At 70.3% G+C, this 13,582-nt stretch carries 12 protein-coding genes, 2 tRNA genes and 1 pseudogene; 11 read left to right on the forward strand and 4 right to left on the reverse strand.

All coding sequences use genetic code 11. From position 1 onward, the window contains the following. Positions 1-15 precede the first annotated feature (15 nt). Both JOD60_RS06510 and JOD60_RS06515 read left to right on the forward strand, forming a co-directional pair. Positions 16-87, forward strand: a tRNA-Thr gene (locus tag JOD60_RS06510). A 35-nt stretch (positions 88-122) separates the two neighbouring features. After that, positions 123-196 (forward strand) — tRNA-Met (locus JOD60_RS06515). Positions 197-207: 11 nt separating this feature from the next. Here the strand turns inward: JOD60_RS06515 and JOD60_RS06520 are convergent. Continuing rightward, positions 208-417 (reverse strand): hypothetical protein, encoded by a 210-nt coding sequence (locus tag JOD60_RS06520; RefSeq protein WP_076689633.1) that lies wholly within the window; start codon positions 415-417, stop codon positions 208-210. Between the two features lie 173 nt (positions 418-590). Between JOD60_RS06520 and JOD60_RS06525 the strand changes: the two genes are divergently transcribed. Further along, the gene (locus JOD60_RS06525; protein ID WP_076689636.1) at positions 591-857 is read left to right on the forward strand and encodes a hypothetical protein; all 267 of its coding nucleotides are present in this window, start codon (positions 591-593) and stop codon (positions 855-857) included. 2 nt (positions 858-859) lie between these two features. Then, positions 860-2,035, forward strand: coding sequence for an alcohol dehydrogenase catalytic domain-containing protein (locus JOD60_RS06530; RefSeq protein ID WP_076689638.1), 1,176 nt, complete (start codon positions 860-862; stop codon positions 2,033-2,035). Between the two features lie 52 nt (positions 2,036-2,087). On the opposite strand, the gene JOD60_RS06535 is transcribed toward JOD60_RS06530, so the two are convergent. Then, positions 2,088-3,080, reverse strand: a complete 993-nt coding sequence (locus JOD60_RS06535; protein WP_084201924.1) for a nicotinamide-nucleotide amidohydrolase family protein — start codon at positions 3,078-3,080, stop codon at positions 2,088-2,090. Here JOD60_RS06535 and JOD60_RS06540 point away from each other — a divergent pair. The 7 genes and pseudogenes from JOD60_RS06540 to JOD60_RS06570 form a co-directional block, all read left to right on the forward strand. Beyond that, positions 3,079-3,633: pseudogene (locus tag JOD60_RS06540) on the forward strand (M20 metallopeptidase family protein); the annotation flags it as partial. The gene JOD60_RS06535 and the pseudogene JOD60_RS06540 overlap by 2 nt on opposite strands. A gap of 253 nt (positions 3,634-3,886) precedes the next feature. Beyond that, positions 3,887-5,614: an ABC transporter ATP-binding protein gene (locus JOD60_RS06545; protein ID WP_076689640.1), complete on the forward strand. Its 1,728-nt coding sequence runs from the start codon at positions 3,887-3,889 to the stop codon at positions 5,612-5,614. A gap of 80 nt (positions 5,615-5,694) precedes the next feature. After that, the gene (locus JOD60_RS06550; protein WP_076689642.1) at positions 5,695-7,689 is read left to right on the forward strand and encodes an ABC transporter ATP-binding protein; all 1,995 of its coding nucleotides are present in this window, start codon (positions 5,695-5,697) and stop codon (positions 7,687-7,689) included. After that, the gene (locus tag JOD60_RS06555) at positions 7,686-8,486 is read left to right on the forward strand and encodes a sulfite exporter TauE/SafE family protein (protein WP_076689644.1); all 801 of its coding nucleotides are present in this window, start codon (positions 7,686-7,688) and stop codon (positions 8,484-8,486) included. The genes JOD60_RS06550 and JOD60_RS06555 overlap by 4 nt, the downstream gene beginning before the upstream one ends. Positions 8,487-8,552: 66 nt before the next feature. After that, complete coding sequence (locus JOD60_RS06560; protein WP_076689646.1) at positions 8,553-9,002, forward strand: FAS1-like dehydratase domain-containing protein; 450 nt, start codon at positions 8,553-8,555, stop codon at positions 9,000-9,002. Then, entirely contained in the window at positions 8,999-9,433 is a 435-nt protein-coding gene (locus JOD60_RS06565) for a MaoC/PaaZ C-terminal domain-containing protein (RefSeq protein ID WP_076689648.1), read from the forward strand. The genes JOD60_RS06560 and JOD60_RS06565 overlap by 4 nt, the downstream gene beginning before the upstream one ends. 11 nt (positions 9,434-9,444) lie before the next feature. After that, positions 9,445-10,578, forward strand: a complete 1,134-nt coding sequence (locus JOD60_RS06570) for a UDP-N-acetylmuramate dehydrogenase (protein ID WP_076692088.1) — start codon at positions 9,445-9,447, stop codon at positions 10,576-10,578. Positions 10,579-10,592: 14 nt separating this feature from the next. Here the strand turns inward: JOD60_RS06570 and JOD60_RS06575 are convergent, their stop codons facing one another. Both JOD60_RS06575 and JOD60_RS06580 read right to left on the reverse strand, forming a co-directional pair. Then, complete coding sequence (locus tag JOD60_RS06575) at positions 10,593-11,792, reverse strand: pyridoxal phosphate-dependent aminotransferase (RefSeq protein ID WP_157127880.1); 1,200 nt, start codon at positions 11,790-11,792, stop codon at positions 10,593-10,595. Between the two features lie 22 nt (positions 11,793-11,814). Next, complete coding sequence (locus tag JOD60_RS06580) at positions 11,815-13,575, reverse strand: alkaline phosphatase family protein (RefSeq protein WP_076689650.1); 1,761 nt, start codon at positions 13,573-13,575, stop codon at positions 11,815-11,817. Positions 13,576-13,582: the final 7 nt, after the last annotated feature.

A 13,582-nucleotide genomic window follows, 5' to 3' on the forward strand; every position in this document is an offset into this window, starting at 1 on the left:
GCTCGCGGGCAGCACGCCCCGATAGCTCAGTGGCAGAGCACTTCCATGGTAAGGAAGGGGTCGTCAGTTCAATCCTGACTCGGGGCTCGCAGCATCCACATCTCGCCGTGTGGGTGCGGCGCGGCGGGGTAGCTCAGTTGGTGAGAGCGCACGACTCATAATCGTGAGGTCGCGGGTTCAAGCCCCGCTCCCGCTACAGACAGCAGGTCAGGCGCCGAGTTTCTTCGAGGCCTTCTTCGCCGCGGAGTCGATCGCCTTGCGGGCCTGGTTCCGGGCCTTCCGCAACGACGGGTCGTCCCACAGCTCCTTGGCGGCGTGGCTGATCTCGCGGTAGCGGGCGCGCCCCGCCTTCGCACCGGCCACGTAGGCGACGAGCCCCACGGCGATCACGAGCAGCCAGGTCTTCAGGTTCGACATACGTGCACTCCTTCTTCTGTCGACGATGTCGCCGACGGTCAGATGCCCCACTGTAGGCGCGCTCCCCGGCGCGTGCCCGGGGGTTGACAGCCCCTGGGCTATCGCCCATACCCGCCGTCGGCGAACCGCGCAATCCCCTTCGCCGCCCCTGTGCGGCGCGCGAGTCTGAATCCATGGATACGACAGCCAACCCCGACGACCAGATCCCCACGAGCGACCTCCCCCCGGCGGGACAGCAGCCTGACACCCAGGGTGCAGATCCCGTGACGGCCGAACTCGGCGACGACGGCCAGGGCGACATCGCTCCCGAGGACCTGCAGAACCCCACCGACACCGCGGAGCGCCCCGAGTTCACCGACGAGGACAACCTCGCCTCCCCGCAGGACCTGCGCGCGTCGCTCCCGGTGGATGAGATCGCCGAAAGCGGCATCGAGGGCTGACCATGAAGGCGCTGACCTGGCAGGCCCGTCGTCGCGTCGAGGTGACTGAGGTTCCCGATCCCCGCATCGAGCAGCCGACCGACGCGATCGTCCGCATCACCTCGACCGCGATCTGCGGTTCCGACCTGCACCTCTACGAGCTGATGGGGCCGTTCCTCGACCGCGGGGACGTCCTCGGTCACGAGGCCATGGGCATCGTCGAGGAGGTCGGTGCCGGCATCCGGAACCTGCGCGTCGGTCAGCGCGTCGTCGTGCCGTTCAACATCTCCTGCGGCGAGTGCTTCATGTGCGTGCGCGGACTGCAGTCCCAGTGCGAGACGACGCAGGTCCGCGAGTACGGCTCCGGCGCCGCGCTGTTCGGCTACACCAAGCTCTACGGTCAGGTTCCCGGCGGCCAGGCCGAGCGCCTGCGCGTGCCGCTCGCGGACTACAACACGATCCCCGTCGGCGAGGAGCTCCCCGACGAGCGCTACCTCTTCCTCAGCGACATCCTGCCGACCGCCTGGCAGGGCGTGCAGTACGCGCACGTCCCCGACGGCGGCACGCTCGCCGTGGTCGGGCTGGGTCCCGTCGGCCAGTTCGCCGCGCGGGTCGGACGTCACCTCGGCTACGACGTCATCGGCATCGACCCCGTACCCGAGCGCCGCGCCATGGCCGAGCGCCACGGCATCCGCACCCTCGATCAGGAGGGTGCCGTCGGTGCGGTGCTCGACGCGACGGAGGGGAGAGGGGCGGATGCCGCGGTCGACGCCGTCGGCATGGAAGCCCACGGCAACCCCGTCGTCAGTGCCGCCCATCACGCGATCGGCGCCCTGCCCGCGCCCGTCGCGCAGCCGCTGCTGCAGGCGGCGGGGCTGGATCGCACGGCCGCGCTGATGAGCGCGTTCGACATGGTGCGCCGCGGCGGGACCGTCTCGATCAGCGGCGTCTACGCCGGTGAGGCCGATCCCATCCCGATGAAGTCGCTGTTCGACAAGCAGGTCACCCTGCGGATGGGCCAGTGCAACGTGAAGCGGTGGACCGACACGCTCATGCCGCTCGTCGAGGACGCCGCCGACCCGCTCGGCACGCAGGACCTCGTCACCCACCGGCCCGCGCTCGCCGACGCCGCAGGCTTCTATGAGCTGTTCCAGAAGAAGGAGGACGGCTGCATCAAAGTCGTGCTCCAGGCATCCTGACGCCGCAGCGTCGGGACGCCCGCGACCGGCGTCGCGGCTGGCGGGACCCCGCTCAGTCGCGCAGCCGCTTGCGCAGGAACACCTGCGCGGTGCCGTCGCCCTGATCGACCCGCTCGGTCTCGACGTACCCGCAGTCCCGGTACAGGCGCAGGTTCGCCTCGCTGAGGCTTCCGGTGAACAACTCCGCCTCGGCTGCCCCGGTGGATTCCTCCGCCGCGGCGAGCAGGCGTCGCCCGATCCCCGCCCCCTGCATGTCGGGTGCGATCGCGATACGGCCGATGAGCAGCAGATCGTCGGCGGTGCGGGTGCGGATGACGCCGACGAGGCGTCCCCCGATCCGCGCCACCCAGCCGTCCGCCCCCTCGAGTTCTGCCTCGACCTCCGCCAGCGTCTGCGTCAGCGGTGACATGTCGGCGCTGCCGTAGATCTGTGCCTCGCTGACGAACGCCGCCCGCTGGATCGTGAGGACCTCCCCGGCATCCGACGGACGCAACGGCAGGATCCGCATTTCCGGATCGTGCTCGCCGCGGGCGTCGCGGGCGTCGCGGGCGACGGTGCCGGATGCCGCGGCATCCGCCTGCGCGGTGACCCCCTCCGCCAGCGCCGCCACGGCGGCGCGCACGCTCAGCGCTACGACCTCGGCCGGGTCGCCCTCGAAGCGATGCGTCGACGTCGTGACGCCGTCGACCGTCGCCAGCCCGAGATGCACCTCACCCGCCAGGTGTCCGTCGCTCGGCTCGGGGCCGCCCACGCCCGTGACGGCGACGCAGACATCGACGGCGAGCAGCTCCCGCCCGTGGGCGGCGAGCTGCGCGGCGCACTCGGGGGTGCTGGGGTCGAGCCCCTCCGTCACGCGCAGCAGCGACGTCTTCGTCGCGACGCGGTAGGCGACGACGCCGCCGGCGAACCACTCCGCCGCGTCCTCGCCCTGCCCGAGGGCGCTCGCGACGGCGCCGCTCGTGAGGGACTCGATGGCCGCCACGGTCATGCCCCTCCGCGTGCAGTCGGCGGCGATGCGGGCGACCAGGGCGTCGGTGCTGTCCATGCCCCGACGCTACCGGTGGCGAGGGGATGCCGAGGTCGTGACCCTGCGGCGCGCGCTGCACGCCGACCCCGAGCTGGGGCTCGAGCTGCCGCGCACGCAGCAGAAGGTCCTTGCCGCGCTCGAGGGACTGCCGCTGGAGATCACGACCGGCACCCGCACGACCTCCGTCGTCGCGGTGCTGCGCGGTGCGCACCCCGGTCCCGTCGTGCTCCTGCGCGGCGACATGGACGCCCTCCCCATCGGTGAGGCCACGGGCCTCGAGTACGCCTCGACCAACGGCAACATGCACGCCTGCGGCCACGACCTGCACACGGCCGGTCTCGTCGGCGCCGCGAAGCTGCTGCCGGTGCGCCAGAGCGAGCTGCACGGGTCGGTGATCTTCATGTTCCAGCCGGGGGAGGAAGGCCACGGAGCAGCGAAGGTCATGCTCGAGGAGGGCCTGCTCGACGCCGCGGGCGACCGACCATTCGCCGCGCGTGCTGTTCGACGACGCGGTCCTCGGCGACCAGGCGGCGGCGCTCGCGACGGTCGCGTGCGCGCGCACGGCACAGGCGTGAGGGCTTAGCAGAGTCGCGCTGCGGCCGTCAACCGGTGGGCACGAGCGGCCCGTCCCGCGTAGCGTGATACGTGCAACATCAGATGGCCGCAGGGTCGAGTCGACGGCGTTCGGGTCGCCCGAGCTCCCCGCAGCCATCGAGAAGGCCCCGGCGGATCCCGCCCGGGGCCTTCTCCGCGTTCGCGGGCACGTGCGTGTCGGGGGCCGGCGTTAGCATGGACCGTTCCCTCCCGCCGCAACGGAGTCGCGCATGCTCGGAAAGCTCCTCGTCCGCTACCTGTGGACCTACAAATGGTGGCTGCTGGGCGTGCTGGTGTTCCAGTTCGCCTCGGCCATGGCATCCCTCTATCTGCCGCGTCTGAACGCCGACATCATCGACAAGGGCGTCGCGACCGGCGACACCGGCTACATCTGGTCGCGTGGTGCGTTCATGCTCGCGATCGCGCTCGGCCAGATCGTCGCCTCGATCATCGCGACGTACTTCGCGGCGCGTGCCGCGATGAGCGCCGGCCGCGACATCCGGCGCGACGTCTACGAGAAGGTGAGCGGCTTCAGCGAGCGCGAGGTGTCCTCGTTCGGCGCCGGCACGCTCATCACCCGCAACACGAACGACGTGCAGCAGGTGCAGATGCTCGCGATGATGGGCGCGACCATGCTCGTCACCGCGCCGCTTCTCGCGATCGGCGGCATCATCATGGCGCTGCAGCAGGACGTGGGCCTGAGCTGGCTGATCGCCGTCGCCGTCCCGGTCCTGCTCGTGATCGCCGGGTTCATCATCAGCCGGATGGTGCCGCTGTTCCGCCAGTACCAGAACAAGCTCGACGGCGTGAACCGCGTCATGCGCGAGCAGCTGACGGGCGTCCGCGTCGTCCGCGCGTTCGTCCGCGAGCGCATCGAAGAGGCCCGGTTCCGCGTCGCGAACACCGACATCATGATCGTCGGCCGCAAGGTCGGCTCCCTGTTCGTCATCATGTTCCCGCTCGCGATGCTCGTGCTCAACGTCACGGTCGTCGGCGTCATCTGGTTCGGCGGCATCCAGGTCGACGCCGGCACGGTCCAGATCGGCACGCTGTTCGCCTTCATGCAGTACGTCGGGCAGATCCTCATGGGCGTGCTCATGGCGACGTTCATGACGATCATGATCCCGCGCGCCGCGGTCTCGGCCGACCGCATCGGCGAGATCCTCGACTCGAGCGACGCCCTGGTCCGGCCGGAGAATCCGGTCGGCTCCTTCCCGACGCCGGGCACGGTCGAGTTCGACGACGTGTCGTTCACCTACCCCGGCGCCGAGGCGCCCGTCCTGCAGGGGATCTCGTTCCGAGCGGATGCTGGGGAGACGGTCGCCGTCGTCGGCTCGACCGGCTCGGGTAAGACCACGCTCGTCTCGCTGATCCCGCGCCTGTTCGACGTGACCGGCGGCAGCGTCCGCGTCGGCGGCGTCGATGTGCGCGAGGCCGACCTCGACCGCATGTGGGAGGGCATCGGCTACGTGCCGCAGCGCGCCTTCCTGTTCACCGGCACCGTGGCGTCCAACCTGCGCTTCGGCCGCGAAGAGGCGACCGACGACGAACTGTGGCACGCCCTCGATATCGCTCAGGGGCGCGACTTCGTCTCCGAGATGGAGGGTCAGCTGAACGCCCGCATCGCGCAGGGCGGCACCAACGTCTCCGGCGGCCAGCGTCAGCGCCTGTCGATCGCCCGCGCGATCGCGCACCGCCCCGACATCCTCGTCTTCGACGACTCGTTCTCCGCGCTGGACGTGACGACGGATGCCCGGCTGCGCCAGGCGCTCTGGCGAGAGTTGCCGCAGGTGACCAAGATCGTCGTCGCGCAGCGGATCTCGACGATCACCGACGCCGACCGCATCATCGTGCTCGACGACGGCCGCATGGTCGGCTCCGGCACCCACGACGAGCTCGTCGCCTCGAACGAGACCTACCGCGAGATCGTGCAGTCGCAGCTGGGAGTGGACGCATGAGCCCTTCGACAAGCTCAGGCCCTTCGACAGGCTCAGGCCCTTCGACAGGCTCAGGCCCTTCGACAGGCTCAGGGACCGAGATGACCCAAGAGGAGCGCTACGAGCTCGAGCTCGCCGAGCAGGCGCGCCTGAACTCCGGCGACTGGGACTCGGTCGCACCCGGCAAGGCGTCGAACTTCCGGCAGAGCTTCTTCCGCATGATCGGCCTGCTGGGCCCGTACAAGTGGGTGTTCGCGCTCGTCTCCCTCCTCGGTGCGATCGGGGTCGTGCTCGCCGTCGCGGCGCCCAAGGTGCTCGGCGAGGCCACCAACGTCATCTTCGAGGGTGTGGTCTCGGCATCCCTCCCGGCGCAGTTCGCGGGCATGTCGCAGGCGCAGGTCGTCGAGGCGCTGCGTGCGGCCGGTCAGACGGACATCGCGAACATGGTCGCCGCGATGCAGAACTTCCAGGTCGGAGCCGGCATCGACTTCGAGCGGCTCAAGTGGGTGCTCGTGGCCGTGCTCGCCATCTACATCGCCTCGGCCCTGCTCACCTGGCTCCAGGGCTACGTCATCAACATCATCATGGTGCGCACGATGTGGCGCCTGCGCGAGCAGGTCGAGGCGAAGATCAACCGCCTGCCGCTGTCCTACTTCGACCGGGTGCAGCGCGGAGAGCTGATCTCGCGCGTCACGAACGACATCGACAACATCACCCAGACGATGCAGCAGTCGCTGTCGACGGCCGTCACCAACGTGCTCACCGTCGTCGGCGTGCTCGTCATGATGTTCTCGATCTCGTGGCAGCTCGCGATCGTGGCCCTCGTCGCGCTGCCGCTCATGGCGGTGGTGTTCGGCATCATCGGGCCGAAGTCGCAGAAGGCGTTCAACACGCAGTGGCGCAAGGTGGGACGCCTGAACGCCCGCGTCGAGGAGTCGTTCTCCGGCCACGCGCTCGTGCGCGTCTACGGACGCGAGAAGGACTCGCGGGAGAAGTTCCAGGAGGAGAACGAGGATCTGTACCAGGCCGCGTTCAAGGCCCAGTTCCTCTCGGGGCTCATGATGCCCGCGATGATGTTCATCGGCTCGCTCAGCTACGTCGGCATCGCCGTCCTCGGCGGACTGATGGTGGCCTCCGGCCAGCTGCGGCTCGGTGACGTGCAGGCCTTCATCCAGTATTCACAGCAGTTCACGCAGCCCCTCTCCGAGCTCGGCGGCATGGCCGCGGTCGTGCAGTCCGGCACGGCGTCGGCCGAGCGCGTCTTCGAGCTGCTCGACGAAGACGAGCAGGAGCCGGATGCCGAAGACGCGCCCGCCCTCGTCGAGGGCCCCGGCGTCATCGAGTTCGAGCACGTCGCGTTCAGCTACACGCCCGACAAGCCGCTCATCCGCGACCTATCATTCCGCGTCGAGCCCGGGCAGACCGTCGCGATCGTCGGGCCCACCGGCGCCGGCAAGACGACGCTCGTGAACCTGCTGATGCGCTTCTACGAGCTGGACGGCGGGCGGATCCTCCTCGACGGGCAGGACATCGCCGAGCTCACCCGCGACGACGTGCGGTCGCGCACCGGCATGGTGCTGCAGGACCCGTGGCTGTTCGCGGGCACGATCCGCGAGAACATCCGGTACGGCAACGAGTCGGCATCCGATCTGGAGATCGCCGAGGCCGCCGTCGCCACCCGCGTCGACCGCTTCGTGCACTCGCTGCCCGACGGCTACGACACCGTCCTCGACGAGGATGCCGCGAACGTGTCGGCGGGTGAGAAGCAGCTCATCACGATCGCCCGCGCGTTCGTCGCGCAGCCGAGCGTGCTGATCCTCGACGAGGCGACGAGCTCCGTGGACACCCGGACCGAGCTGCTCCTGCAGCACGCGATGTCGGCGCTGCGCGAGGGACGCACGTCGTTCGTCATCGCGCACCGACTGTCGACGATCCGCGATGCCGACCTCATCCTCGTGATGGAGCACGGCGACATCGTCGAGAAGGGCACGCACGACGAGCTCATCGCCGCCGAGGGCGCGTACTGGCGCCTGTACCGGTCGCAGTTCGAGCAGGCGACGACGGCCGACGAGCCCGGCGACGAGGTGCACGCGTGAGCTCGGCGGCGGTGCCCCGCCGTCGTGACGCACGCTTCGTGCTGTCATGCATCGGGGTGGGGCTGGCGGCCGGCCTGCTGTCCGGCCTCTTCGGCGTCGGGGGCGGCACGGTCATCGTGCCGATGCTCGTGCTGCTGCTGCGCTTCGACCAGCGACTCGCGGCCGGCACGTCGCTCGCCGCGATCGTGCCGACCGCGACCGTCGGGGTGATCTCTTACGCGGTGCACGGCTCGGTCGCGTGGATCCCGGCGCTGATCCTCGCCGCCGGCGCGGTCGTAGGCGCCCAGATCGGCGCGTGGCTGCTCGCCCGCATCCCGCAGAACGCACTGCGCTGGGGTTTCGTCGCCTTCCTCGCGGTCGTGATCGTGATGCTGTTCGTCGTCGTGCCCGCCCGCGACGCCGAACTGGTGCTGACGGTCGGGTCGGTCATCGGGCTCGTCGCGTTGGGACTGTTCACCGGGATCATGGCGGGGCTGCTGGGCGTGGGCGGCGGCGTCATCGTCGTGCCGGCACTGATGTTCCTGTTCGGCACGAGCGACCTCATCGCGAAGGGCACGTCGCTGCTGATGATGATCCCCACCGCCGTCTCGGGCACGGTCGGTAACCTGCGCCACGGCAACGTCGACCTGCTCGCCGCCGGCCTCGTGGGGGTCGCCGCCTGCACCACAACCGCCGTCGGGGCGTGGCTGGCGACCCTGATGTCGCCGCTGACCGCGAACATCCTCTTCGCGGTGTTCCTCACCTTCATCGCCGTGCAGATGGCCGTCAAGGCGATCCGCGCGCGCCGGTCGCGCTGACGGTCACGGGTTTTCGCCGGGGCACGACGCGGCGGACGCCGGCGACCCGCTCGGTAGGATCGAGGGGTGTCCGTGAATCCTGAGCTGGTCGGCCGCTCGTTCCCCCCGACCGCGCCCTACCTCGTCGGCCGTGAGAAGGTGCGCGAGTTCGCGCGCGCCGTCTTCGCGGATGCCGCGCAGCACGTCGACCCGGAAGCCGCGCGTGCTCTGGGCTACGCCGATGTCGTCGCCCCGCCGACGTTCGCGATGGTGATCCAAGATCTCACGCTGCAGCAGCTGCTCGCCGAGGAGGATTCGGGCATCGCGCTGGAGCGCACCGTCCACGCCGAGCAGCGCTTCCGCTACACGCGGCCGATCGTCGCCGGCGACGAGCTCGTCGCGCAGCTGCAGATCACGAACGTCCGCCCGTTCGGCACGGGGGCGATGGTCACGAGCGAGGCCGAGATCACGGATGCCGGGGGCGCGCACGTCGTCACCGCGACATCGGTGCTGCTGATCGGAGGCGAGGACGCATGACCACCGCGACAGGTCCCGAGACCGGCGCCGCTCTGGCCGTCGGCGACGTCGTCGCCGAGCGCACGGTCCATCTCACGCGCGAGTCCCTCGTGCGCTACGCCGGCGCCTCCGGCGACTTCAACCCCATCCACTACCGCGACGACGTCGCCGAGCGCGTGGGCCTGCCGGGTGTGCTCGCCCACGGCATGCTCACGATGGGCCTCGCCGTCGAGACGGTCGTGGCGTGGGCGGGTGACGCGGGTCGCATCCTCGAGTACGGCGTGCGTTTCACGCGTCCCGTCGTGGTGGATGCCGAGGCGGGCGCCGACCTCGTGATCACGGCGAAGGTGGGCGCGCTCGACGACGACACCGCCCGCATCGACCTCACCGTCGCGTTCGACGGCACCACGGTGCTCGGCAAGGCGCAGGTCCGCGTGCGCCGACACGCGTGACCTCTGCCACCATGCCCCAGATCGCTCCGATCCCGCTCGCGCAGCTGACGACGCTGCGCGCCGGCGGCATCCCCGCTCGCATGGTCGAGGCGCGTACGCGCGACGAGCTCATCGATGCGCTCCGCGAGATCTGGGCGGCGGGCGACCCCTGGCTGGTCATCGGCGGCGGCTCGAATCTGCTCGTCGGCGATGAGCCCTTCGAGGGAACCGTCGTGCTCGTGCGCACCCGCGGCATCGAACGCCTGCCGGCGCCGGAGGGCCGGGTGCGCCTGCGGGTCGAGGCCGGACACGACTGGGACGACCTCGTCGCCTACGCCGTCGCCGAAGGCCTCGCCGGCATCGAGGCGATGAGCGGCATTCCCGGCAGCGCCGGTGCGGCTCCCATCCAGAACGTCGGAGCGTACGGCCAGGAGATCGTCGAGACGCTGGTGGAGGTCGAACTGCTCGACGAGGCCACCGGCGAGGTGGAGGTGGTGCCGGCATCCGATCTCGGACTCGGCTTCCGCACTTCCGTGCTCAAGCATCACTACGGCGAGGTCCCGCGGCGCAGCGGAGTGATCGTGTCGATCACGCTCGAACTGCGCGAGGTGGGTCACGGCGAGGTCCCGGTCGGCGGCGTGCAGCTGCGGCAGGCGCTGCGTCTCGAACCGGATGCCGCGGTGTCGCTGCGCTGGATCCGCGACACGGTGCTCGCCACGCGCGCCGTGAAGGGCATGGTGCTCGACGACGCCGACCCCGACACGCACAGTGCCGGCTCGTTCTTCCAGAACGCGATCGTGTCGGCATCCTTCGCCCGAACGCTTCCGCCGGAGTGCCCGCGTTGGCCTCTCGCGCCGAGCGTCGCCCCCGTCACGGTCATCCCGCTGGCCGCCTTCGACGGTGTCGTGCCGCCGCCGGTGTCGACGCAGCCCGATGTCAAGGTCAGCGCCGCGTGGCTGATCGAGCATGCCGGCGTCGGCAAGGGCTTCCGGCTGCCGCGCTCGCGCGCGGCGCTGTCGACCAAGCACGCCCTCGCCCTCACCAACCGCGGCGGCGCGACGGCGGCCGAGCTCGCCGAGCTCGCCCGCTACATCCAGCAGCGCGTGCAGAGCGAGTTCGGACTCCTGCTCCAGCCCGAGCCGGTGCTCGTCGGCGTCGAGCTGTAGGCCGAGGCGGCGGGTCAGCCGAACAGCTGCTGCAGCCGCTGGACTCCCTCGAGGAGCTGGTCGTCGCCCAGGGCGTACGACAGCCGCAGGTATCCGGAAGGACCGAACGCCTCACCGGGAACGACGGCGACCTCGGCTTCGTCGAGGATGAGGTCGGCGAGTTCGAGTGTGGTGTCGACCTGCGTCCCGCGCCACGAGCGCCCGAGCAGTCCCCGCACGTCGGGGTAGACGTAGAACGCACCCAGCGGGTTCGGCACCGTGACGCCCGGGATCTTCGCCAGCTCGGCGACGATGAGCTTGCGACGGCGGTCGAAGGCCAGGCGCATCTGCTCGGCCTCGGTCTGCGGACCGGTGAGCGCGGCCAGCGCCGCGCGCTGCGCGATGTTGTTGACGTTCGAGCTCAAGTGCGACTGCAGGTTGCCCGCGACCTTGATGGCGTCGGCGGGGCCGACCATCCAGCCCACGCGCCAGCCGGTCATGGCGTACGTCTTCGCGACGCCGTTGACGAGGATCGTCTGGCCGGCGAGTTCCGGAACGGCCTCGACGATCGAGACGGCGCGCGCGCCCTCGTAGACGAGGTTCTGGTAGATCTCGTCGCTGATCACCCAGATCCCGTGCTCGAGCGCCCACTGCCCGATCGCCTTCGTCTCCTCGGGCGTGTACACCGAGCCGGTCGGGTTCGAGGGCGAGACGAACACGAGCACCGTCGTCTTGTCAGTGCGGGCGGCCTCGAGCTGCTCGACGGTGACCTTGTAGTCCTGGTCGGCCCCCGCGAAGACCTCCACCGGGATGCCGTCAGCCAGCGCGATCGCCTCGGGATAGGTCGTCCAGTACGGCGCCGGCAGCAGCACCTCGTCGCCCGGGTTCACCACCGCCTGGAACGCCTGGTACACCGCCTGCTTGCCGCCGTTGGTCACGATGACCTGCGCGGGCGGGACCTCCAGGCCCGAGTCGCGCAGGGTCTTCGCGGCGATCGCCTCGCGCAGCACGGGCAGGCCCGCGGCGGGCGTGTACCGGTAGTTCGCGAGGTCGTGCAGCGCTTCAGCGGCGGCATCCACGATGAACTGCGGCGTCGCGAAGTCCGGCTCGCCTGCCGCATACGAGATGACGGGCTTGCCCTCGGCCATGAGCGCCTTGGCCTTCGCGTCGACCTTGAGGGTCGCCGACTCGGCGATGGCGGACAGCTTGCGGGAGAGCGGGGCGCGATGGATCACACGCCCAGCGTAGTCGGGGAGATCAGCCGTCGGTGGCCGGCTTCTCGTCCGTCGTGCCGAACAGCCCCCGGCCGTGCTGCTGCAGGGCGTCGTAGGCCTCGCCGTAGGTGGTCGGCACCGGCTCGCCAGGCGCGTACTTCGCCATCAGCAGTCCCAGCAGCCCTCGGGCGGGGGAGGTGAGGGGGCGCGCGCGATGGGCGTCGGTGGTGTCCTCCGCGACCGCCTCGGGGTTCGGCGGCTGCCACAGCGCGACCGGCTGCGGCCACGTGTACGGCTGCCGCGGATGCGCGAGGCCCACCGCGTTGTCGATGGTGCGCGCGCCGTCGGCCCGGGCGGTCAGCGGCTTGAGCCCGTGTTGCCGGCAAAGGGTCGCGATGACCGAGCCGTGGTGCATCTCGTCGTGGATGACCGCGCCCGCCGCGGTGTATGCGCTGACGACGATCGACGGCGCCCGCAGACCCAGCCGATCGAACGTGAAGCCCATCTCGCCCGCACCGCTGTCATCCGGCGGCGTCGCCTTCGGCGGGGCGACGTGGTCGTAGATGCCGCCGTGCTCGTCGAAGGTCACCACCAGCGCCGTGTTGACCGCGTTGGAGCCCGTCGTCGAGGCGCTCGTGCGGATCGCGTCGTAGACGTCCTGCAGCAGCTTGTCGCCGGCGCGCACGTCGGAGTACGCGCTGTTGTCGATCTGAACCGTCGTCCCGTCGTCGAGGGTCAGCGTGCCGTCCCGCAGCTCGCCCCACGGCGGATGCATGTCGTTGTGATTGAAGATCATGCGCGGCTCGATGAACGCATAAGCGGGCAGGTCGCCGGCCGCGGCATCCGCGTAGAACTGCGTCATGTCGCGGAAGTTCGTCTTCCAGTACTTCTCCAGCACCGGCGCGTGGATGAGGCCCGTCAGAGACACCAGCTGCGTCGGGTCGTAGTACACGCGCCAGGAGATGCCCGCGTCTTCGAGTCGGTTGAAGATCGTGGCGGATGCCGGGGCGTTCAGCCACTTCGCGTACGAGCCGTCGGTGTGGTTGACGACGAACCCGTGCGAGGTGGAGGCGTGGAAGAACGACCGGTTGCAGTAGGTCTGCGACGGCACCGCGGCGAACCACCGATCGTAGACGGCGAACTGGCGGGCGAGCGCGGAGAACACCGGCAGCATGTCGGGGGAGAACCCGCCCATCGCCACCCGGTACTCCGCCGGCGTCGGCTCGCGGCGCATCGACGCACGGAAGTTGATGATGTAGTCCCGCACGAACCCCTCGTTCGTGGCGGTCGCGCCCGCCGGCGGAGCGTTGTAGGGCGCGCGCAGGCCGTGCGCGCGAAGGTCATCATTGGTCGCGGGGTCGACGACGTCGTAGAGCTGCGTGTTGACGTGCGGGTAGGTCTCGCCGGGGTCGGGCTGCGGCTGCTGCATGATGTGGTCGGTCGTGCCGGAGTACACGTGCGCGGGGATGCGGGTGCCGTCCGGCGCGGCGTTGGCATAGTCGCCCTGGGCGACGCCGTCGAACTCGGCCTGCGTCTTCTCGGCGGGGGAGTACACCCGCCCCAGCACGTTGTCGAAGCTGCGGTTCTCGAACATGAGCACGACGACGTGGTCGAACCCGGGTTCGGCGCGCTCGGGCAGCGGGGTGAACTCCGCGGGGGCCTCGGGACGGGCGCTGCCGGACGTCACGGCCCCGATGCCGAATCCGGCCCCGCCCGCGACGGCGAGAGAGGCCGCGCCGATGCCCGTCCGGCGCAGGAAATCGCGACGGCTCGTTCTGCCGTCTTCTCGGGCCGTCGACTCCATTCCGCAC

Source organism: Microbacterium aurum, from assembly GCF_016907815.1.
Taxonomy (GTDB): domain Bacteria; phylum Actinomycetota; class Actinomycetes; order Actinomycetales; family Microbacteriaceae; genus Microbacterium; species Microbacterium aurum.